The sequence below is a fragment of the Streptomyces chartreusis genome (assembly GCF_008704715.1).
In the GTDB taxonomy this organism is placed as follows: domain Bacteria; phylum Actinomycetota; class Actinomycetes; order Streptomycetales; family Streptomycetaceae; genus Streptomyces; species Streptomyces chartreusis.
Genome location: NZ_CP023689.1, coordinates 8,082,863 through 8,104,210, shown reverse-complemented (window position 1 = coordinate 8,104,210; position 21,348 = coordinate 8,082,863). Strand labels below are relative to the sequence as shown.

18 protein-coding genes and 1 pseudogene are annotated in these 21,348 nt (G+C 70.7%); 1 reads left to right on the top strand and 18 read right to left on the bottom strand.

The features are described from left to right. Positions 1-81: 81 nt before the first annotated feature. From CP983_RS35875 to pyrR, 14 genes and pseudogenes are all read right to left on the bottom strand, one after another. Positions 82-2,235, bottom strand: coding sequence for a primosomal protein N' (locus tag CP983_RS35875; protein WP_107909386.1), 2,154 nt, complete (start codon positions 2,233-2,235; stop codon positions 82-84). A gap of 395 nt (positions 2,236-2,630) precedes the next feature. After that, positions 2,631-3,839 (bottom strand): methionine adenosyltransferase, encoded by a 1,209-nt coding sequence (gene metK / locus CP983_RS35870; protein ID WP_125527460.1) that lies wholly within the window; start codon positions 3,837-3,839, stop codon positions 2,631-2,633. Positions 3,840-4,077: 238 nt separating this feature from the next. Next, positions 4,078-5,280, bottom strand: a complete 1,203-nt coding sequence (gene coaBC / locus CP983_RS35865; protein WP_150504201.1) for a bifunctional phosphopantothenoylcysteine decarboxylase/phosphopantothenate--cysteine ligase CoaBC — start codon at positions 5,278-5,280, stop codon at positions 4,078-4,080. 155 nt (positions 5,281-5,435) lie between these two features. Next, positions 5,436-5,708: a DNA-directed RNA polymerase subunit omega gene (rpoZ, locus tag CP983_RS35860; protein ID WP_003988945.1), complete on the bottom strand. Its 273-nt coding sequence runs from the start codon at positions 5,706-5,708 to the stop codon at positions 5,436-5,438. Positions 5,709-5,816: 108 nt separating this feature from the next. Then, positions 5,817-6,407: pseudogene (gene gmk, locus CP983_RS35855) on the bottom strand (guanylate kinase); the annotation flags it as partial. A 26-nt stretch (positions 6,408-6,433) separates the two neighbouring features. Continuing rightward, positions 6,434-6,757, bottom strand: a complete 324-nt coding sequence (locus CP983_RS35850) for an integration host factor (protein ID WP_003977346.1) — start codon at positions 6,755-6,757, stop codon at positions 6,434-6,436. Between the two features lie 320 nt (positions 6,758-7,077). Further along, a complete protein-coding gene (gene pyrF / locus CP983_RS35845) occupies positions 7,078-7,923 on the bottom strand; it encodes an orotidine-5'-phosphate decarboxylase (protein ID WP_150504199.1) in 846 nt (281 codons plus the stop codon). Beyond that, complete coding sequence (locus CP983_RS35840) at positions 7,920-9,026, bottom strand: quinone-dependent dihydroorotate dehydrogenase (RefSeq protein ID WP_150504197.1); 1,107 nt, start codon at positions 9,024-9,026, stop codon at positions 7,920-7,922. The genes pyrF and CP983_RS35840 overlap by 4 nt, the downstream gene beginning before the upstream one ends. A gap of 75 nt (positions 9,027-9,101) precedes the next feature. Continuing rightward, positions 9,102-12,410 (bottom strand): carbamoyl-phosphate synthase large subunit, encoded by a 3,309-nt coding sequence (gene carB, locus CP983_RS35835; protein WP_150504195.1) that lies wholly within the window; start codon positions 12,408-12,410, stop codon positions 9,102-9,104. Beyond that, entirely contained in the window at positions 12,403-13,545 is a 1,143-nt protein-coding gene (gene carA / locus CP983_RS35830) for a glutamine-hydrolyzing carbamoyl-phosphate synthase small subunit (RefSeq protein ID WP_150504193.1), read from the bottom strand. The genes carB and carA overlap by 8 nt, the downstream gene beginning before the upstream one ends. Further along, positions 13,542-14,123, bottom strand: coding sequence for a PH-like domain-containing protein (locus CP983_RS35825; protein WP_150504191.1), 582 nt, complete (start codon positions 14,121-14,123; stop codon positions 13,542-13,544). Before CP983_RS35825 ends, carA begins: the two co-directional genes overlap by 4 nt. Next, positions 14,120-15,406 carry a dihydroorotase gene (locus tag CP983_RS35820; protein ID WP_107909377.1) on the bottom strand — a complete coding sequence of 429 codons (1,287 nt, stop codon included), beginning with the start codon at positions 15,404-15,406 and terminating at the stop codon, positions 14,120-14,122. The genes CP983_RS35825 and CP983_RS35820 overlap by 4 nt, the downstream gene beginning before the upstream one ends. Positions 15,407-15,410: 4 nt before the next feature. Then, a complete protein-coding gene (locus tag CP983_RS35815; protein WP_107909376.1) occupies positions 15,411-16,388 on the bottom strand; it encodes an aspartate carbamoyltransferase catalytic subunit in 978 nt (325 codons plus the stop codon). Positions 16,389-16,490: 102 nt separating this feature from the next. After that, positions 16,491-17,063 carry a bifunctional pyr operon transcriptional regulator/uracil phosphoribosyltransferase PyrR gene (gene pyrR, locus CP983_RS35810; RefSeq protein ID WP_125527466.1) on the bottom strand — a complete coding sequence of 191 codons (573 nt, stop codon included), beginning with the start codon at positions 17,061-17,063 and terminating at the stop codon, positions 16,491-16,493. Between the two features lie 255 nt (positions 17,064-17,318). On the opposite strand from pyrR, the gene bldD reads away from it, so the two are divergent. Then, positions 17,319-17,822: a transcriptional regulator BldD gene (gene bldD, locus CP983_RS35805; RefSeq protein ID WP_007491469.1), complete on the top strand. Its 504-nt coding sequence runs from the start codon at positions 17,319-17,321 to the stop codon at positions 17,820-17,822. Positions 17,823-17,986: 164 nt separating this feature from the next. Here bldD and nusB read toward each other — a convergent pair whose 3' ends face one another. The 4 genes from nusB to CP983_RS35785 all read right to left on the bottom strand — a co-directional run bounded on the left by nusB (position 17,987) and on the right by CP983_RS35785 (position 21,237). Further along, positions 17,987-18,421 (bottom strand): transcription antitermination factor NusB, encoded by a 435-nt coding sequence (gene nusB / locus CP983_RS35800; protein WP_125527467.1) that lies wholly within the window; start codon positions 18,419-18,421, stop codon positions 17,987-17,989. A gap of 1 nt (position 18,422) precedes the next feature. Further along, positions 18,423-18,989, bottom strand: a complete 567-nt coding sequence (gene efp, locus CP983_RS35795) for an elongation factor P (RefSeq protein WP_125527468.1) — start codon at positions 18,987-18,989, stop codon at positions 18,423-18,425. Between the two features lie 49 nt (positions 18,990-19,038). Continuing rightward, positions 19,039-20,145, bottom strand: coding sequence for an aminopeptidase P family protein (locus tag CP983_RS35790; RefSeq protein ID WP_126898348.1), 1,107 nt, complete (start codon positions 20,143-20,145; stop codon positions 19,039-19,041). Positions 20,146-20,298: 153 nt separating this feature from the next. Further along, positions 20,299-21,237, bottom strand: coding sequence for a Pro-rich N-terminal domain-containing protein (locus CP983_RS35785; RefSeq protein WP_150504189.1), 939 nt, complete (start codon positions 21,235-21,237; stop codon positions 20,299-20,301). Positions 21,238-21,348: the final 111 nt, after the last annotated feature.

Below are 21,348 nucleotides of genomic sequence, written 5' to 3'. Positions count from 1 at the left end.
GGAGGCGCCGCGCCCACCCTCACTTGGTACAGGAGGCGACGCCTCCACCCTCACCCGGTACAGGAAGCGCCGCCTCCGCCCTCACCCGATATCTGGCGGATCAATCCGAACCCGCACCGCGACCTCGTTCGCGCCCCGCGCCATCCGAGCCGCCTGCGCGGCCTTCAGCGCCGCGGCCAACGCGGCCCCGCTCCCCGGCGGCACCCGGATCAACGCCCGGTCCCAGTGCTCCCCCGGCGGCGGCCCGCCCACCCGACGAGGCCGCCCCACCGCCGTGACGGCAACCGGTACCGGCCCCAACACCTCGGCGTCCCGCGGCAGCTCGGCCGTACGGAGGAACTCGGCGACCGCCTCCCCCGGTCCGGACACCGCGGCCATCCGGGACACCGGCGGAAACCCCAGCTCGGCCCGCTCGCCGAGCTCGCGCACGGCGTGTCCGACGGGGTCCCACCGCACCAGCGCCTGTACGGGCCGCAGTGTGGGCTCGGCGACGACGACCACCGTCCCACCGGCGCCCTGCGGCCGTACCAGCGAGGCCGCCGCGATCCAGCGGCGCAACGCGTCCTCCCCCGCCCGCAGATCGGGCCGTCCGAGCATGGCCCAGCCGTCCAGCAGCAGCGCCGCGGCATAGCCGCCCTCGGCGACGGGCTCGGCGCCCGGTGTGCTCACGACCAGCGCGGGCGTGCCCGGCACGGTGTCCAGGACGTGCTCACGCCCGGACGTCCGTACCGGAACGGCGGGAAAGGCCCGCCCCAGTTCCTCGGCGGTCCGGCGCGCCCCCACCACCTGGGCGCGCAGCCGGAAGCCGCCGCACTCCGGGCAGTGCCAGGCACCCTCGTCGCGCCCGCACCACCCGCACTTCAGATCGGCCCCGGACCCCTGCGCCTCCAGCGGCCCGGAACAGTGCCGGCACCGGGCGGGAGCACGGCAGTTGGCGCACGCCATCCGGGGCACGTAGCCGCGCCGGGGCACCTGCACGAGCACCGGCCCGGTCCGCAGCCCTTCCCGCACCGCCTGCCAGGCGAGCGTGGGCAACCGGGCGGCGCGGGCTGCCTCGTCCCGCGCGAGATCACCGTCCCCGACGGTCCGTACGAGCGGAGCCGCGCCCCGCACCTGCTCCCGCGCGGCGACCAACGGCCGGGCCCAGCCGCTCTCCACGAGTTGCGCGGCCTCGACGGTGCAGCTCCAACTCCCCAGCAGAAAGCCGCACTTGTCCTGGGCCGCCCGGAGCAGCAGCACTTCGCGCGCATGGGGCTGCGGGGCGTGCTGCTCACTGTGGCTGTCGTCGCCGTCGTCCCAGAGGGCGACAAGCCCCAGGTCCTGCACGGGCGCGAACATGGCGGCACGGGTCCCCACGACCGCCCGCACACTCCCCCGCCGCACCGCGAGCCACTCCCGGTACCGCTTCTCGGGCCCGGCATCGGCGGTGAGCACCGCATGCCGTCCCTCGCCCATCAGCGAGGTCAGAGCGGCGTCGACCCGCGCCACGGCCCGCCCGTCGGGCAGCACGACGAGCGCTCCCCGCCCGGAGGCCAGTGTGGCGACGACGGCACGGGCGAGTTCCTCGCTCCACTCGGGTCCGGGCAGGGCGTTCCACACGGCACGCGGCGCACCCCCGGAAGCGAGCGCGTCCAGGAAGCCGGCGCCACGCTCGTAGCGCCCCCAGGACCCCGCCTCGGGCTTGTTGGGCGGCGGAAGCGGCTCCGGTGAGGGCCGCTGCTCGGCCCGGGCGCTGCGCGGCGGCACGGCCAGCTGAAGCACATCGGCCAGCCCACCGGCGTACCGGTCGGCGACGGCCCGCGCGAGCCCCAACAGCTCCTCGCTCAGGACCCGCTCGGGCGAGACGACCTGGGCGAGCGCCGCCAGTGGACCCGAGTAGTCGGACTCGGCGACCCGCTCGACGAGGAACCCGTCGATGAGCCCGCCGCCCTCACGCCGCCCCTCGCGCACACGATGCCGCCCGGCCCCGAACCGCACGCGCACCCGCACCCCGGGCTGCGCGTCCGCGTCCAGTTCCTCCGGCACGGCGTAGTCGAAGTACCGGTCGAGATGCAGTACGCCCTTGTCGACCAGCACCCGCGCCACCGGCAACCGCTCGGCGAGCTTGGCCCCCCGCCAGGTCCTGGGCTTGGCCCGCGGTGTCCTGGCCTGCCGCACGCTCTCCCGGATGAGCGCGAGCTGCTCGGGCGACGCCCCCTCGGCGCCGCCGCCCTCAGTCCCGTTCTCGCTGCTCACGCTTGCATTCTTACCAAACGCCACTGACATCCGACGCCCGCCCGAGTTCCCCACCGGCGACGGACCGCACTCTGCCTTGGACCACTCGGCCACGCCACCGGACCCACCCCGGCCGACGGCGGGATTCGAACCCGCGGGGGCCACAGCCCCGAAGTACCCGTCACCTTCGCACCGGACGCCCCGGCATCGAACCTCCCGAGATCACCTCGGCCACGGCACACAAACTCTCAGTTTCACCGCGCGCCCAAGGGCCCGCTCCACAGAAGCAGCCGCAACCTTCGCACCGGGAGACCACCAGCGTACGAATCCGCAACGCCGGCCCGCCAACCGTTTTGGGACGCGCCGAGGCCCGGCCCCCGAAGGGACCGGGCCTCGTACGAAGCGTGGAGCCGGGCTTACAGCCCCGCAGCCTTCTTCAGCTCCTCGACGCGGTCCGTCCGCTCCCAGGTGAACTCCGGCACCTCGCGGCCGAAGTGGCCGTAGGCCGCCGTCTGGGCGTAGATCGGGCGGAGCAGGTCGAGGTCGCGGATGATCGCGGCCGGGCGCAGGTCGAAGACCTCGTCGATGGCCTTCTCGATCTTCTCGGGCTCGATCTTGTGGGTGCCGAAGGTCTCGACGAACAGGCCCACCGGCTCGGCCTTGCCGATCGCGTACGCCACCTGCACCTCGCAGCGGGCCGCCAGACCCGCGGCGACGACGTTCTTGGCGACCCAGCGCATCGCGTACGCCGCGGAACGGTCCACCTTGGACGGGTCCTTGCCGGAGAAGGCGCCACCACCATGGCGGGCCATGCCGCCGTACGTGTCGATGATGATCTTCCGGCCGGTCAGACCCGCGTCACCCATCGGACCGCCGATCTCGAAGCGACCGGTGGGGTTGACCAAGAGGCGGTAGTTCTCGGTGTCCAGCTTGATGCCCTCGTCGAGGAGAGCCTTCAGCTCGGGCTCGACCACGAACTCGCGGATGTCGGGCGCGAGAAGCGAGTCGAGGTCGATGTCACTCGCGTGCTGCGAGGAGACGACCACGGTGTCCAGACGGACCGCCTTGTCACCGTCGTACTCGATGGTGACCTGGGTCTTGCCGTCGGGGCGCAGGTAGGGGATGGTGCCGTTCTTGCGGACCTCGGAGAGGCGCTTGGACAGGCGGTGCGCCAGGAAGATCGGCAGCGGCATCAGCGTCGGCGTCTCGTCCGTCGCGTAGCCGAACATCAGGCCCTGGTCACCGGCACCCTGACGGTCCAGCTCGTCCTCGTCGCCCTCGACCCGGGACTCGTACGCCGTGTCCACGCCCTGCGCGATGTCGGGCGACTGCGAGCCGATCGAGACGGAGACTCCACAGGAGGCGCCGTCGAAGCCCTTCTTCGAGGAGTCGTAGCCGATCTCGAGGATCTTGTTGCGGACCAGCGTCGCGATGTCCGCGTACGTCTTGGTCGTGACCTCTCCGGCCACATGCACGAGCCCGGTGGTGATCAGGGTCTCGACAGCGACCCGGGAGGACGGGTCCTCGCGCAGAAGCGCGTCGAGAATGGTGTCGCTGATCTGGTCAGCGATCTTGTCGGGGTGACCCTCGGTCACGGACTCCGAGGTGAACAGGCGACGGGACACAACGCTCCCTGTGGTTGCAGCGGCTGCTGGCTGATCATTGGCGGACGGTCGGGAGCTGCGCCCGGCGTCGTCCGAGGACAGTTTATCTGTCGTGCTCGGTCACGGACCCCCTGTCTCGCCTCTCGGGAGGGCTGTGACCTGCGGCACGGGCATTCTGCCCAATGTCACACCCCCTTGACCAGGCACGCCACACCGGAATCAAGGAAGGCACGAGAGAAGCCCGGGCGCATCAAACAATTCACCCGAGCCGTCGCGCCACCAGGTCCCACACCGTTTCGGCCAGGGCCTCCTTGGGCCCGTACGGGACCGGGGTCTCGCTGCCGTCGGCGCCCAGGACGACCGCCTCGTTCTCCTCCGAGCCGAACGTCTTGCGCTCCCCCACCTCGTTCACCACGAGGAGGTCGCACCTCTTGCGTTCCAGCTTCTTACGGCCGTTGGCCAGCACATTGTCCGTCTCGGCGGCGAAGCCGACGATCACCTGGCCGGAGCGGGCCCGGTCGGCGGAGATCTCCGCGAGGATGTCCGGATTACGCACCAGAACGATGGGTTCCGGATCCTCCCCGTCCTTCTTCTTGATCTTTCCGGCGGCGTAGGTCGCGGGGCGGAAGTCGGCGACCGCGGCCGCCATCACGACCGCGTCGGCGTCCGAGGCCGCCTTGAGAACCGCCTCCCGCAGCTGCACGGCCGTGCCGACCGGCACGACGTCCACGCCGGCCGGCTCGGGCAGCCCCGCGTTCGCCGACACCAGCGTGACGCGGGCGCCCCGGGCGGCGGCGGTGCGGGCGAGGGCGTAGCCCTGCTTGCCGGAGGAGCGGTTGCCGAGGAAGCGGACCGGGTCGAGCGGCTCGCGGGTGCCGCCGGCGCTGACGACGACGTGCCGTCCCCTGAGGTCGGGCTCGGTGACGCCGCGGGCCAGCACCCGGCGGCAGACCTCGAAGATCTCGGCCGGGTCGGGCAGCCGGCCCTTGCCGGTGTCCACGCCGGTGAGGCGGCCGACGGCGGGCTCGATGACGACCGCGCCGCGCCGGCGCAGCGTCGCCACGTTCTCCTGGGTGGCCGCGTGCTCCCACATCTCGGTGTGCATGGCGGGCGCGAAGACCACCGGGCAGCGGGCGGTGAGGAGGGTGTTGGTCAGCAGGTCGTCGGCGAGGCCGTGCGCGGCCCTGGCGAGGGTGTCGGCCGTGGCCGGGGCGACGATCACCAGGTCGGCGTGCTGGCCGATGCGGACGTGCGGCACCTCGTGGACGTCGTCCCAGACCTCCGTCGAGACGGGGTTGCCGGAGAGGGCGGACCAGGTGGCGGCGCCGACGAAGTGCAGGGCGGAGGCCGTGGGGACGACGCGGACGTCGTGCCCCGACTCGGTGAGCCTGCGCAGCAGCTCACAGGCCTTGTACGCGGCGATGCCGCCGCTGACCCCCAGAACGACCTTCGGCTTGTCCACCGGGCCTCCCCACTCGTTGACCGATGACTCCATGCTGCATCACGGGCGGGGCGGTCCCCGCACCCAGAGCAGACCACAGGCCCGACAGTCGCTGCTGCCGGGCCTGTGGAAAAGCCAGCTCAAAGCTGAAAATACTACTTACTGCGCCGAGCCTTTTACTGCGCGGGGCCTTCGACGGCCTCGGACGTCAGCAGACCCGCGTTGATCTCGCGCAGGGCGATCGAGAGCGGCTTCTCGTGGACGTGGGTGTCGACGAGCGGACCGACGTACTCGAGGAGGCCCTCGCCGAGCTGCGAGTAGTACGCGTTGATCTGGCGGGCCCGCTTGGCCGCGTAGATCACGAGGCTGTACTTCGAGTCGGTGGCCTCGAGGAGCTCGTCGATCGGCGGGTTGATGATGCCCTCGGGCGCGGAGATGGAAGAGGACACGCTCTACCTTCCGATGGATGGGAAAGATTCAGTGCGCATGATCAGGTCCGGCTGAACCGGTCTGGCTGAATCGGCCAGGACCGAACAGTCATGACCACACAGTCACGATCACACAACGTCCACCAAGGCTAGCAGCTCGCGCGCCACGTCCTCGACGGAGGTGTTGACCAGGGTGGTGTCGAACTCCGGCTCGGCCGCCAGCTCGACCTTCGCCGCGTCCAGCCGGCGTTCGATCACCTCGGGCGGCTCGGTGCCACGCCCGGTGAGTCTGCGCACGAGCTCCTCCCAGGAGGGAGGAGCCAGGAACACCAGCTGAGCCTCGGCCATGGACTCACGGACCTGCCGCGCCCCCTGGAGGTCGATCTCCAGCAGGACGGGCTCACCCGCCTCCAGCCGCTCCAGCACGGCCGCACGCGGCGTGCCGTAGCGGTTGCCGGCGAACTCCGCCCACTCCAGCAGCTCCCCGTTGGCGATCAGCTTGTCCATCTCGTCGTCGGTGACGAAGAAGTAGTGGACACCGTGCTTCTCGCCGGGGCGGGGCTTGCGGGTCGTCGCCGACACCGAGAGCCAGACCTCGGGGTGTTCCTTGCGCATATGGGCGACGACCGTGCTCTTGCCGACCCCTGAGGGGCCGGAGAGCACGGTCAGCCGCGGACGTTCACTCATGCAGCGATTATTCCAGCAATCCCGGAGTGCCCGGGACTCCCTGTCTCAAGAGCGCCGGCTCAGGAGCCGGTGCTGCCGAACTCACGCTCCAGGGAGGCGATCTGGTTCGAGCCGAGACCGCGTACGCGGCGGCTCTCGGAGATGCCGAGTCGCTCCATGATCTGCTTGGCGCGGACCTTGCCCACGCCCGGCAGGGACTCGAGCAGCGCGGAGACCTTCATCTTGCCGATGACGTCGTTCTCCTGGCCCTGCTTGATGACCTCGTGCAGGGAGGCGCCGGAGTGCTTGAGTCGATTCTTGACCTCGGCCCGCTCCCGGCGAGCCGCGGCGGCCTTTTCGAGCGCGGCTGCGCGCTGTTCAGGGGTAAGGGGCGGAAGAGCCACGCCTACGTCACCTCGGATGTCGAACTGTCGGATACGGACCGGTGAGGAACCTAGTCGCCCCACACCTGGGGAGCCACGAGCAACACGCTGCCCGCACTCCCCCACTGCCTGAAGGGCGTGGGAGGCTCCCTCACTCGTCGGAGACTAGCGGCCAAGTCCGCCAGAGTCAGCGAGAACAGCGGAAAAGTCCTGGTCAGCCTCCGTCAGGTCGGACATTTAGGACATAATGCCCTGGATTTGAGGATGTATTCAGACTCAAGTCGGCCGCGGGCCACTCATCGGAGGACCCCCGCGACCGGCTCGAACACCTCTGACGGCGGTCAGACGCCCGAAACGGCGTGCGCGATCTCATCGGCGAAGCGTGACGCGGACTCACGCAGTGCGACGACGTCCGGTCCGTGCCGCAGAACGCCCCGGCTGACGTTCGGGACGACATTGCGCGCCGCGGCGCCGAAGACGTGCGGAAGATCCGCCGCCGTGGCGCCCTGGGCCCCGATGCCGGGCGCGAGGATCGGACCATTGATCGAGAGGTCGTAGGACGACAGGTCGCCGAGCGTGGCCCCGACGACCGCGCCGAAGGACCCCATCGGCTGCTCGCCCTCGTTCTCGGCCGCCAGGTGCGCCAGCATCGTCGCGCCGACGGTGCGGCCGTCCGTGCGGATCGCGTGCTGGACCTCGCCGCCCTCCGGGTTCGACGTCAGCGCGAGCACGAACAGCCCGGCGCCGCTCTCCCGGGCCAGTGCGATGGCCGGCGAGAGCGATCCGTAGCCGAGGTACGGCGAAACGGTCAGCGCGTCGGAGAACAGCGGCGAGTCCTTGCGCAGGAAGGTCTCGGCGTACGCGGCCATGGTCGAGCCGATGTCGCCGCGCTTGGCGTCCATCACCACCAGCGCCCCGGCCGCGCGCGCCTCCTCGACCGACTTCTCCAGGACGGCGACGCCGCGCGACCCGAAGCGCTCGAAGAACGCGCTCTGCGGCTTGAGCACGGCGACCCGGTCGGCCATCGCCTCGACGACCGTGCGGCTGAACCGCTCCAGGCCCGCCACGTCGTCGCTCAGACCCCACTCGGACAGCAGGGAGGCGTGCGGGTCGATCCCGACGCACAGGGGGCCGCGCTCGTCCATGGCGCGGCGCAGACGTGCGCCGAAGGGTTCGAGAGAGCTCATGCCGGCTTCCTTACGTCGGCGCCGACCGCGTCGGCGAGGGTGGCGTGCGGGCTGTTGCGCAGGCGCGCGGCGAGCCCCTTGTGGATGGCACGGCCCCAGAAGGGCCCCTCGTAGATGAACGCGCTGTACCCCTGCACGAGCGTGGCACCGGCGAGGATGCGCTGCCAGGCGTCCTCGGCGTTCTCGACGCCGCCGACGCCCACCAGGGTGATCCGGTCGCCCACGCGCGCGTACAGGCGCCTCAGGACCTCCAGGGAGCGCGCCTTGAGGGGCGCTCCGGACAGGCCGCCGGTCTCCTTGACGAGGGTGGGGTCCGACTTCAGGCCGAGTCCCTCGCGCGCGATGGTGGTGTTCGTGGCGATGATCCCGTCCAGGCCCAGCTCGACGGCCAGGTCGGCGACGGCGTCGACGTCCTCGTCGGCGAGGTCCGGCGCGATCTTCACGAGCAGCGGCACCCGGCGGCCGGGCACCGTGCGGTCGGCGGCCTCGCGGACGGCGCTCAGGAGCGGCCGCAGGGACTCCGTGGCCTGGAGGTTGCGCAGGCCGGGCGTGTTGGGCGAGGAGACGTTCACGACCAGGTAGTCGGCGTACGGCGCGAGCCGCTCGGTCGACTTCACGTAGTCGGCGGCGGCCTCGGCCTCCGGGACGACCTTGGTCTTGCCGATGTTGACGCCGACGACGGTCCTGAAGACGGGCGTACGGGAGGCCAGGCGGGCCGCCACGGCCAGCGAGCCCTCGTTGTTGAAGCCCATGCGGTTGATGAGCGCGCGGTCCTGCACGAGCCGGAACAGCCGCTTCCTGGGGTTGCCCGGCTGTGCCTCGCCGGTCACGGTGCCGATCTCGATGTGGTCGAAGCCCAGCATCGACATCCCGTCGATCGCGACGGCGTTCTTGTCGAAGCCGGCGGCGAGCCCGAAGGGGCCGTGCATGCGCAGCCCGAAGGCCTCGGTGCGCAGCTCCTTGTGGCGGGGCGCGAGGGCGGCCGCGACGAAGATGCGCAGCACGGGGATGCGGGCGGCGAGCCGGATCCAGCGGAACGCCAGGTGATGGGCCTGCTCCGGGTCCATCCGTTTGAAAACCAGACGGAAGAAAAGCTTGTACATCGTGTTGTCCTCTTCGAAGCCTCGGTGAGCCTCATGAAGAGGGGGACACCGTTTCCGGTGTCCCCCTCAGGGCTGCTAGTCGCGGGCCGCGGTCAGATGCTCGGCGTGTTCCTGGAGGGAACGCACGCCCACATCTCCGTGGTTGAGGGCGTCGATGCCCTGGACGGCGGCGGCGAGCGCCTGGACCGTCGTCAGGCAGGGCACGGACCGCGCCACGGCCGCCGTACGGATGTCGTAGCCGTCGAGGCGGCCGCCGGTGCCGTACGGGGTGTTGACGATGAGGTCGACCTCGCCGTCGTGGATGAGCTGGACGATGGTCTTCTCGCCGTTCGGGCCCTCGCCCTCGGACTGCTTGCGCACGACGGTGGCGTTGATGCCGTTTCGCTTGAGGACCTCGGCGGTGCCGGAGGTGGCCATCAGCTCGAAGCCGTGGGCGACCAGCTCACGCGCCGGGAAGATCATCGAGCGCTTGTCGCGGTTGGCGACCGAGATGAAGGCGCGGCCCTTGGTGGGCAGCGGGCCGTAGGCGCCCGCCTGCGACTTGGCGTACGCCGTGCCGAAGACGGAGTCGATGCCCATGACCTCGCCGGTGGAGCGCATCTCCGGGCCGAGGATGGTGTCGACGCCGCGGCCGTGGATGTCGCGGAAGCGCGACCACGGCATGACGGCCTCCTTGACGGAGATCGGCGCGTCGAGCGGGAGTTCGCCGCCGTCGCCGGCCGCCGGAAGGAGCCCCTCCGTGCGCAGTTCGGCGATGGTCGCGCCCAGCGAGATCCGGGCGGCGGCCTTCGCCAGCGGCACCGCGGTCGCCTTCGAGGTGAAGGGGACGGTGCGCGACGCGCGCGGGTTGGCCTCCAGGACGTACAGGATGTCGCCGGCCATCGCGAACTGGATGTTGATCAGGCCGCGGACGCCGACGCCCTTGGCGATGGCCTCCGTGGAGGCCCGCAGGCGCTTGATGTCGAAGCCGCCGAGGGTGATCGGGGGCAGGGCGCACGCCGAGTCGCCGGAGTGGATGCCGGCCTCCTCGATGTGCTCCATGACGCCGCCGAGGTACAGCTCATGGCCGTCGTAGAGCGCGTCGACGTCGATCTCGATGGCGTCGTCCAGGAACCGGTCGACGAGGACCGGCCGCGAGGGGCTGATCTCGGTCGACTCGGCGATGTAGGACTCCAGCCGGGTCTCGTCGTAGACGATCTCCATGCCGCGCCCGCCGAGGACGTACGACGGCCGCACCAGGACCGGGTAGCCGATCTCGTCCGCGATGGCCTTGGCGCCCGCGAAGGTGGTCGCGGTGCCGTGCTTGGGGGCCGGCAGGCCCGCCTCGGCGAGGACGCGGCCGAAGGCGCCCCGGTCCTCGGCGGCGTGGATGGCCTCCGGGGAGGTGCCGACGATCGGCACGCCGTTGTCCTTCAGGGCCTGCGACAGACCCAGCGGGGTCTGGCCGCCGAGCTGCACGACGACGCCCGCCACCGGCCCGGCCTGCTGCTCGGCGTGGACGATCTCCAGCACGTCCTCGAGCGTCAGCGGCTCGAAGTACAGGCGGTCGGAGGTGTCGTAGTCCGTGGAGACGGTCTCGGGGTTGCAGTTGACCATCACGGTCTCGTACCCGGCGTCGCTCAGCGCGAAGGAGGCGTGGACGCAGGAGTAGTCGAACTCGATGCCCTGGCCGATGCGGTTGGGGCCGGAGCCGAGGATGATGACGGCCGGCTTCTCGCGCGGCGCGACCTCGCTCTCCTCGTCGTAGGAGGAGTAGAAGTACGGCGTCCTCGCGGCGAACTCGGCGGCGCAGGTGTCGACCGTCTTGTAGACCGGGCGGATGCCCAGCGCGTGCCGCACCTCGCGCACGACGTCCTCGCGCAGGTCGCGGATCTCGCCGATCTGCTGGTCGGAGAAGCCGTGCCGCTTGGCCTCGGCGAGCAGCTCGGGGGTGAGCTTCGCGGCCTCGGCGATCTCGTCGGCGATCTCCTTGATGAGGAAGAGCTGGTCGACGAACCAGGGGTCGATCTTCGTGTACTCGAAGACCTCCTCCTGGGTGGCGCCCGCGCGGATGGCCTGCATGACGGCGTTGATACGGCCGTCGGTCGGGCGGACGGCCTCTTCGAGAAGGGCGATCTTGTCGCCGGGCTCGCCGACGAAGGTGAACTGGCTGCCCTTCTTCTCCAGCGAGCGCAGCGCCTTCTGGAAGGCCTCGGTGAAGTTGCGGCCGATGGCCATGGCCTCGCCGACCGACTTCATGGTGGTGGTGAGGGTGGAGTCGGCCTGCGGGAACTTCTCGAAGGCGAACCGCGGGGCCTTGACGACCACGTAGTCGAGCGTGGGCTCGAAGGAGGCCGGGGTCTCCCGCGTGATGTCGTTCGGGATCTCGTCGAGGGTGTACCCGACGGCGAGCTTGGCCGCGATCTTGGCGATCGGGAAGCCGGTCGCCTTGGACGCGAGGGCCGAGGAGCGCGACACGCGCGGGTTCATCTCGATGACGATCACACGACCGTCCTCGGGGTTCACCGCGAACTGGATGTTGCAGCCGCCGGTGTCGACGCCGACCTCGCGGATGATCGCGATGCCGACGTCACGCAGCACCTGGTACTCGCGGTCGGTGAGGGTCATCGCGGGTGCGACCGTGATGGAGTCGCCGGTGTGCACGCCCATCGGGTCGAAGTTCTCGATGGAGCAGACGACCACGACGTTGTCGTGCTTGTCGCGCATCAGCTCCAGCTCGTACTCCTTCCAGCCGAGGATGGACTCCTCCAGAAGCACCTCGGTGGTCGGGGAGAGCGTGAGGCCCTGGCCGGCGATGCGGCGCAGCTCCTCCTCGTCGTGCGCGAAGCCGGAGCCGGCGCCGCCCATGGTGAAGGACGGGCGCACCACGACCGGGTAGCCGCCGAGGGTCTCGACGCCCTGGAGGACGTCGTCCATCGAGTGGCAGATGACCGAGCGGGCGGACTCGCCGTGCCCGATCTTGCCGCGGACCGCCTCGACGACGTCCTTGAAGAGGTCGCGGTCCTCGCCCTTGTTGATGGCCTCGACGTTGGCGCCGATCAGCTCGACGCCGTACTTCTCCAGCGTGCCCGCCTCGTGCAGCGAGATCGCGGTGTTGAGGGCCGTCTGGCCGCCCAGGGTGGGCAGCAGCGTGTCGGGCCGCTCCTTGGCGATGATCTTCTCGACGAACTCCGGGGTGATCGGCTCGACGTAGGTGGCGTCGGCGATCTCCGGGTCGGTCATGATCGTCGCCGGGTTGGAGTTCACGAGGATGACGCGCAGGCCCTCGGACTTCAGGACCCGGCAGGCCTGCGTGCCGGAGTAGTCGAACTCGGCGGCCTGGCCGATGACGATCGGGCCGGAGCCGATGACCAGGACGGACTGGATATCGGTGCGCTTAGGCACGCTGGCCCTCCATCAGGGATACGAAGCGGTCGAACAGGTAGGCGGCGTCGTGCGGGCCCGCTGCCGCTTCGGGGTGGTACTGGACGCTGAAGGCCGGCTTGTCGAGGAGGTGGAGTCCCTCCACCACGTTGTCGTTGAGGCAGACGTGGGAGACCTCGGCGCGGCCGTAGGGGGTCTCGGAGACCTTGTCGGTCGGCGCGTCCACGGCGAAGCCGTGGTTGTGCGCGGTGACCTCGACCTTGCCGGTCGTGCGGTCCTGGACCGGCTGGTTGATGCCGCGGTGGCCGTACTTCAGCTTGTAGGTGCCGAAGCCGAGCGCGCGGCCGAGGATCTGGTTGCCGAAGCAGATGCCGAAGAGCGGGGTGCCGCGCTCCAGGACCGCCTGCATGACGGAGACCGGGTGGTCGGCGGTGGCCGGGTCGCCGGGGCCGTTGGAGAAGAACACGCCGTCGGGGTTCACGGCGTAGACGTCGTCGGCGGTGGCCGTGGCGGGCAGCACATGCACCTCGATGCCGCGCTCGGCCATGCGGTGCGGGGTCATGCCCTTGATGCCGAGGTCGACGGCGGCGACGGTGAACTTCTTCTCGCCGATCGCCGGGACGACGTACGCCTCCTTGGTGGCGACCTCGGCGGAGAGGTCGGCGCCCTTCATCTCGGGGGCCTGGCGGACCTCGGCGAGCATGGTGCCCTCGTCGGGCAGGGCGTTGCCGGAGAAGATGCCGACGCGCATGGCGCCGAGCTCGCGCAGGTGGCGGGTGAGGGCGCGCGTGTCGATGCCGGAGATCCCGACGACGCCCTGGTGGCGCAGCTCCTCGTCCAGCGAGCGCTTGGCGCGCCAGTTGGAGGGCACGCGCGCAGGGTCGCGCACGACATAGCCGGCGACCCAGATCTGCTTGCTCTCCGGGTCCTCGTCGTTGACGCCGGTGTTGCCGACGTGCGGGGCGGTCATCACGACGACCTGGCGGTGGTACGACGGGTCGGTGAGGGTCTCCTGGTAGCCGGTCATGCCGGTGGAGAACACGGCCTCGCCGAAGGTCACCCCCACGGCCCCGTAGGCGCGGCCGCGGAACATCCGGCCGTCCTCCAGGACGAGTACCGCGGGAACCTTGCCGGCTCCCCTTGTGGAGGTCGTCATCGTTCGGCGCCTTCCGTGCTGTTGTTGTCGATCATGGAGTTAATGGCGTCGACCCACTCGTTGTGCTCGGCCGCGTGGTCCGAGCGGAATCCGGAGTCGATCAGCCGCTCGCCGTGCGCCCAGGTCACCACGAGCAGTCCGCCCTCGGTCAGGACCTTGCCGGCGATGCCCTTGTCGAGCCGGGCCTCGCGCAGCTGCGCGGCGGGGACGAAGAAGTCGGTCGCGCCGGGGCGTACGACGTCCAGTCCCGCGTCCGTCAGGGTGAGCTCGACCCGGCTGCGGGTGCCCAGGCCGTGCGCCACGATGCGGTCGAGCCACTGACCTGCGGTGGTCGAGCCGTGATAGCGGCCGCTCATGCTCAGTCTCGCCGGGCCTGGGTCGTCCGGCGCGCTGGGCAGCTCGGGCAGGTCGCCCTGGAGCGTGCCGCGCCATTTCCAGCCCTCGCGCATCAGCCAGTAGACGAGCGCGACGAAGAGGGCGAGTCCGACGAGCCAGCCCAGGCGGGCGGCCCAGTCGGTGACCTCGGCCGACTTCTTTTCGGCGGCGAGTCCGGCGGCGAGCAGAGTTGCAGGTGTCACGTGAGCTTCCCGTCGACGAGCGTGGCCTTGCCCCGGAGCCACGTGTGCGTCACACGGCCCGGCAGCTCACGTCCCTCGTACGGGGTGTTGCGGCTGCGCGAGGCGAAGCCCGCGGGGTCCACGGACCCACGGTATTCCGTGTCGACGAGCGTGAGGTTGGCGGGCTCACCAGCCGAGACGGGACGGCCGTGCCCGCCGGCCTGGCCGATCTGCGCGGGCTTGACGGACATGCGCTCGGCGACCCCGGCCCAGGTCAGGAGCCCGGTGTCCACCATGGTCGCCTGCACCACCGACAGCGCGGTCTCCAGGCCGACCATCCCCATGGCGGCCGCGGCCCACTCGCAGTCCTTGTCCTCGTGCGGGTGCGGGGCGTGGTCGGTGGCGACGATGTCGATGGTGCCGTCGGCGAGCGCCTCGCGCAGCGCCATCACGTCACGCTCGGTGCGCAGCGGCGGGTTCACCTTGTAGACCGGGTTGTACGTGCGCACCATCTCGTCGGTGAGGAGCAGGTGGTGCGGGGTGACCTCGGCGGTGACGTCGATGCCGCGGGACTTGGCCCAGCGGACGATCTCGACGGACCCGGCGGTCGAGAGGTGGCAGATGTGGACGCGGGAGCCGACGTGCTCGGCGAGCAGGACATCCCGGGCGATGATCGATTCTTCGGCCACCGCGGGCCAGCCGCCGAGACCCAGCTCGGCGGAGACGACGCCCTCGTTCATCTGGGCGCCCTCGGTCAGCCGCGGCTCCTGCGCGTGCTGGGCGACGACCCCGCCGAAGGCCTTCACGTACTCCAGCGCGCGACGCATGATCACGGCGTCGTCGACGCACTTGCCGTCGTCGGAGAAGACGGTGACGCCGGCGGCCGACTCGTGCATGGCGCCCAGCTCGGCGAGCTTGCGGCCCTCAAGGCCGACGGTGACGGCCCCGATGGGCTGCACGTCGCAGTAGCCGTGCTCCTGGCCCAGCCTGTAGACCTGCTCGACCACGCCGGCGGTGTCGGCGACCGGGAAGGTGTTGGCCATGGCGAACACGGCCGTGAAGCCGCCGGAGGCCGCCGCGCGGGTGCCGGTCAGCACGGTCTCGGAATCCTCGCGGCCCGGCTCGCGCAGATGGGTGTGCAGGTCGACCAGGCCCGGCAGGAGGACCTTGCCGGCCGCCTCGACGACCTGGGCGCCCTCGTCGCTCAGGGCGGTGCCCACCTCGGCGATGGTCTCGCCGTCGATCAGCACGTCCTGCGGCTCGCCGCCGAGCACCTTCGCACCACGGATCAGGATCTTGCTCATGGTCTTACTTCTCCTCGGTACGGGTGTGGGAGGCGGCCGGTTCGTTCCCGCCCAGCAGCAGGTAGAGAACGGCCATCCGGATGGAGACTCCGTTTGCGACCTGCTCGATGGCGGTGCAGCGCTCCGAGTCGGCGACCTCGGCGGTGATCTCCATGCCGCGGACCATCGGGCCGGGGTGCATCACGATGGCGTGCTCGGGCATCTTCGCCATGCGCTCGCCGTCGAGGCCGTAGCGCCGCGAGTACTCGCGCTCGGTCGGGAAGAACGCGGCGTTCATCCGCTCGCGCTGCACGCGCAGCATCATCACCGCGTCGGACTTCGGAAGGGTGCTGTCGAGGTCGTACGACACCTCGCAGGGCCAGGTCTCGACGCCGACCGGCACCAGGGTGGGCGGGGCGACCAGGGTGACCTCGGCTCCGAGGGTGTGCAGCAGGTCGACGTTGGAGCGGGCGACGCGGCTGTGCAGGACGTCGCCGACGATCGTGATGCGCCGGCCGTCGAGGTCCTGGCCGAGCCCGGCGTCCCGGCCGACGAGCCGGCGGCGCATCGTGAAGGCGTCCAGGAGGGCCTGCGTGGGGTGCTGGTGGGTGCCGTCGCCGGCGTTGATGACGGCCGCGTCGATCCAGCCGGAGTTGGCGAGGCGGTACGGCGCTCCGGAGGCGCCGTGCCGGATGACCACGGCGTCGACGCCCATGGCCTCCAGGGTCTGGGCGGTGTCCTTCAGGGACTCGCCCTTGGACACGCTCGATCCCTTGGCGGTGAAGTTGATGACGTCCGCGGACAGCCGCTTCTCGGCCGCCTCGAAGGAGATGCGGGTGCGCGTGGAGTCCTCGAAGAAGAGGTTCACGACGGTGCGGCCGCGCAGGGTCGGCAACTTCTTGATCGGCCGGTCGGCGACCCGGGCCATCTCCTCGGCGGTGTCGAGGATCAGGACGGCGTCGTCGCGGGTGAGGTCGGCGGCCGAGATGAGATGACGCTGCATCTGTCAGGCTCCGTAAGGCAGTTCAATCGGGAGAATCAGGGCAGACGGGTGCGCGCGAGGGCGCACTGAGCGGACGTACGACAGCGGCGTACGCCTCAGGCGCTACTGGGAGGTCTGCTTGGCACCGAGCAGCACGGTGTCGCGACCGTCCTCCTCGGCGAGCTGGACCTTGACCGTCTCCCGCAGCGACGTGGGGATGTTCTTGCCGACGTAGTCGGCGCGGATGGGCAGTTCGCGGTGGCCCCGGTCGACGAGGACCGCGAGCTGGACCGCGCGCGGACGGCCGATGTCGTTCAGGGCGTCGAGCGCGGCGCGGATGGTGCGGCCGGAGAACAGGACGTCGTCGACGAGGATGACGAGGCGGCCGTCGATGCCGTCACCGGGGATCTCGGTGCGGGCGAGCGCACGCGGCGGGTGCATGCGCAGGTCGTCGCGGTACATCGTGATGTCGAGCGAGCCGACCGGCATCTTGCGCTCGGTGATCTCCTCGAGCTTGGCGGCGAGCCGCTGGGCGAGGAAGACGCCTCGGGTGGGAATCCCGAGGAGCACCACGTCGTCGGCGCCCTTGGCGCGCTCGACGATCTCGTGGGCGATGCGGGTCAACACCCGCGCGATGTCAGGGCCTTCGAGAACGGGCCTGGCGTCGGACGCTTGCGTGTCCTGCTGCCTGTCCATACGAAAAGGACCTCCTTCTCCGCCTCACGGGACGGACCTTAAAGGACGTCTGGTTTGCGCCATACACGTTAGCAGGCCGCCGGAGGGCGCCTCATCACCCCCTTGGCCCAATCGGCCACCGATAGCACGGAAGCGTCGGTGTGGACCATTCGGCTTGACGGGCCAGAGTAACGCTGCGTAACCTCACAGTGAGTTACCAACCGCGCGGCATGGAACCCAAGCCAGACCGCGTCGACACAGTGTCCGGGGAGCTATATGTCCAGCGAATACGCCAAACAGCTCGGGGCCAAACTCCGGGCCATCCGCACCCAGCAGGGCCTTTCCCTCCACGGTGTCGAGGAGAAGTCCCAGGGACGCTGGAAGGCCGTCGTGGTCGGTTCGTACGAGCGCGGTGACCGCGCCGTGACCGTGCAGCGCCTCGCCGAGTTGGCGGATTTCTACGGCGTTCCGGTTCAGGAGCTGCTGCCGGGCACCACGCCGGGCGGGGCCGCCGAGCCGCCGCCGAAGCTGGTCCTGGACCTGGAGCGGCTGGCTCATGTGCCGGCCGAGAAGGCGGGTCCGCTGCAGCGCTATGCCGCGACCATCCAGTCGCAGCGCGGTGACTACAACGGCAAGGTGCTCTCGATCCGCCAGGACGACCTGCGCACACTCGCCGTCATCTACGACCAGTCCCCCTCGGTCCTCACCGAGCAGCTGATCAGCTGGGGCGTGCTGGACGCGGACGCGCGCCGCGCGGTCTCCCACGCCGACGAGGGCTGAGCCCTCCACGCCTGAGCAGAAACGTACCGCCGGGGTGGCCGAAACCGATTGGGTTGCGGCCACCCCGGCGGCGTTCTGCCGCCTTGAGGACCTCGGAAGGCACAAGAAGACGCGGGAGGGCCCGCAGCATCCGCTGCGGGCCCTCCCGCGTCTTCGTCGAGCCCTTACGCCTCTTCGCGGCGCAGCGAGGGCTTGAGGTCCTTGAAACGGCCGAGGAGGCCGTTGACGAACGAGGGCGACTCGTCCGTGGAGAACTCCTTCGCCAGCTGCACCATCTCGTCCAGCACGACGGCGTCCGGGGTCTCGTCGACCCAGATCAGCTCGTACGCGCCGAGGCGGAGGATGTTGCGGTCCACGACCGGCATCCGGTCCAGCGTCCAGCCGACGGCGTACTGCGCGATCAGTTCGTCGATGCGCCTCGCGTGCTGCGCGTAGCCCTCGACGAGCTGCATCGTGTACTCGCTGACCGGCGGCTGCCGGGTGTCGGTCCGGGAGAGCCGGATCCAGTCCGCGAGGACCGTCAGGACGTCCGCTCCGCGCTGGTCACCCTCGAAGAGGATCTGGAAGGCGCGCTTGCGGGCCGTGTTGCGGGCAGCCAATTTAGCTGTTCACCCGGCCGAGGTAGTCGCTCGTGCGGGTGTCGACCTTGATCTTCTCACCGGTGGTGATGAAGAGCGGGACGTTGATCTGGTGGCCGGTCTCCAGGGTGGCGGGCTTGGTGCCACCGGTGGAGCGGTCGCCCTGGACGCCCGGCTCGGTCTCCTGGATGACCAGCTCGACGGCGGCCGGCAGCTCGACGAAGAGCACCTCGCCCTCGTGCTGGGCGACGGTGGCCATGAAGCCCTCGATCAGGAAGTTCGCGGCGTCGCCGACGGCCTTCCGGTCGACCATGAGCTGGTCGTAGGTCTCCATGTCCATGAAGACGAAGTACTCGCCGTCCATGTACGAGAACTGCATGTCGCGCTTGTCGACGGTGGCCGTCTCGACCTTCACGCCGGCGTTGAAGGTCTTGTCGACGACCTTCCCGGAGAGCACGTTCTTGAGCTTGGTGCGCACGAAGGCCGGGCCCTTGCCGGGCTTGACGTGCTGGAACTCGACGACGGACCACAGCTGGCCGCCGTCGAGCTTGAGCACCATGCCGTTCTTGAGGTCGTTCGTGGAAGCCACGGTTGCGGAATCTCCTGGACTGACGTGGACGACCCCGGCGCACGCACTCCTACAGCGCGAGCAGCTCCTTGGTCGTGATGGTGAGTAGCTCGGGTCCGCCGTCCGCCTCGGGGCGGACGACGAGCGTGTCATCGATCCGGACGCCGCCCCGGCCCGGGAGGTGGACCCCCGGTTCGACGGTGACCGGCACGCAAGCGTCCAGTTTACCCATGGCCGCGGGAGCCAACTGCGGGTCCTCGTCGATTTCGAGTCCCACACCGTGCCCCGTCAGCGACGGAAGGCCCTCCGCGTACCCCGCGGAGTCCAGCACCTGGCGCGCCGCACGGTCCACGTCACGGTAGGCGGCGCCGGGTGCCAGCATCTCCCGTCCGGCCCGCTGGGCTGCGAAGACCAGGTCGTACAGATCGATCTGCCAGTCGGCAGGGGACGTACCGATGACGAAGGTACGGCCGATCTCGCAGCGGTAGCCGCGGTACGTCGCCCCCAGGCAGACGGAGAGGAAATCGCCCTCCTCGACCCGGCGGTCGGTGGGCCGGTGCGCGCGTCTGCCGGAGTTCGGGCCGGTGGCGACGGCGGTCGGGAAGGCGGGGCCGTCGGCGCCGTGATCGACGAGGCGGCGTTCGAGTTCGAGGGCGAGATGGCGCTCGGTGCGGCCGACGAGGATGGATTCGAGGAGCTCACCGAGGGCCTGGTCGGCGATCTCGGCGCCGATGCGCAGGCAGGAGATCTCCTCCTCGTCCTTCACGACGCGGAGCTGTTCGACCGCGCCGCCGAGGTCGGTCAGGCGCAGCCGGGGCACGACGGAGCGCATCGCCCGGTGCCGGGCGACGGTGAGGTGATGTTCCTCCACGGCGAGGGAGTCGCCGCCCTGTCCGGCGGCGAGGTCGGCAGCGGCGACCGCGGGGTCACCGCCGGCGCCGGGAAGGATGTGTGTCCGCAGGGCCTCGTCGGGGCGGCCCTCGGCGGGGCGGTCGCCGGGTGGGCCGACGCACACGAGCAGGTCCTCGTTCTTGCCGATGAGCAGCACGGAGTCCTGCGGGGCGGCGCCCGCGAGGTAGCGGACGTTCGCGGGACGGGAGATCAGCGCGGAGGCGCTGCCGCTGGCTTGGCAGCGTTCCCGTAGGCGGGTTCGGCGGGCGGCGTACACCTCTGACATGACACGAGCGTAGGAGGCTCGTCCGGTTTGTGCCGGTTGGGAGGGAGCCGTTCGGACGAGGGGGTGCCACCTGAGGCCGGGTGCCGTGTGCGCGTGGGTGGGGGTTGCTCGCGCAGTTCCCCGCGCCCCTTCAGGTCGGCCCGATCGCGTTGGCTACCAGCTCGGCGGGCTCGCGATCGAGCGGGCCAGTACGTCGTCCAGGACCCGGGCCGTCTGCGGGACGTCGAGCTGGGAGTTGTCGATGATCGGCAGCCCCGAGCCGTACCAGCCCGCCATGCGGCCGTGGATCCGGGCGACCTCCTCGTCGGTGAGGCGGCGGTTGCCCGCGCGTTCCGCGTTGCGCTCCAGGACGATCTCCAGGCCGGGCAGCAGCACGACCGGCAGCAGCCCCGGACCGACGTGGCGCTTCCAGCCGCCGAGGCCGACCACCGGGCGGTCGGGGAAGACCGCGTCGTCGAGGATGCACGAGATGCCGTTGGCCAGGAAGTTCCGCGCGGCGAAGCCGCAGGTGCGGCGGGCCAGGCGGTACTGGGCCTCGGAGTTGTCGTTCCACCCGGACTGCGGGTCGGCGAAGCCCGAGCGGACCCATTCGCGCACGTCGTCGAGGCTGATGTGGGCCGTGGGGACCCGGCGGTGGTCCGCCCAGTACTTGGCGACGCTCGTCTTACCGGCCCCTGCCGGGCCGATGAGCAGCACCGCGATGGTCGTGGTCGACGCGTCGGGCACCGCGGCGGCGGGCGGGGCGCTCGGCATGCCGACGGGGCCGCCGGGCGGCAGCGGTACATGGCCGGTGGTCTCGGGGGCCTGCGGGGCCTGGACGTGGTGGGGCGTGTGCGGGACCGGTCCGGGAGGTGCGAAACCCGGCGCCGGGGGCGGCGGAGGCACCGGCGCGGATCCCTGGTGCGGGGCGGAACCCTGGTGGGGAGCAGGCCCCTGATGCGCGGCAGGCCCCTGATGCGGGACCTGACCCTGGTGCGCGGCGGGTCCCGGGTGCCCGCCCGGGTGATGCGCACCCGGGTCGTGTGCGGCCGGCGTCCACCCGTGCCCCGACTGATGGGGCGGCGGCAGCGGAGAACCCACTGCATGCTGCATCCGGTGCCACTCCGTCTCGTCTTCCATGGCCATTGGCGCTGGCAGCGGGCACGCGGCCCGCCTGCTACCGAACGGTACCGCCCCCGGCCGCCGTTTGGTGAACGGCCGGTG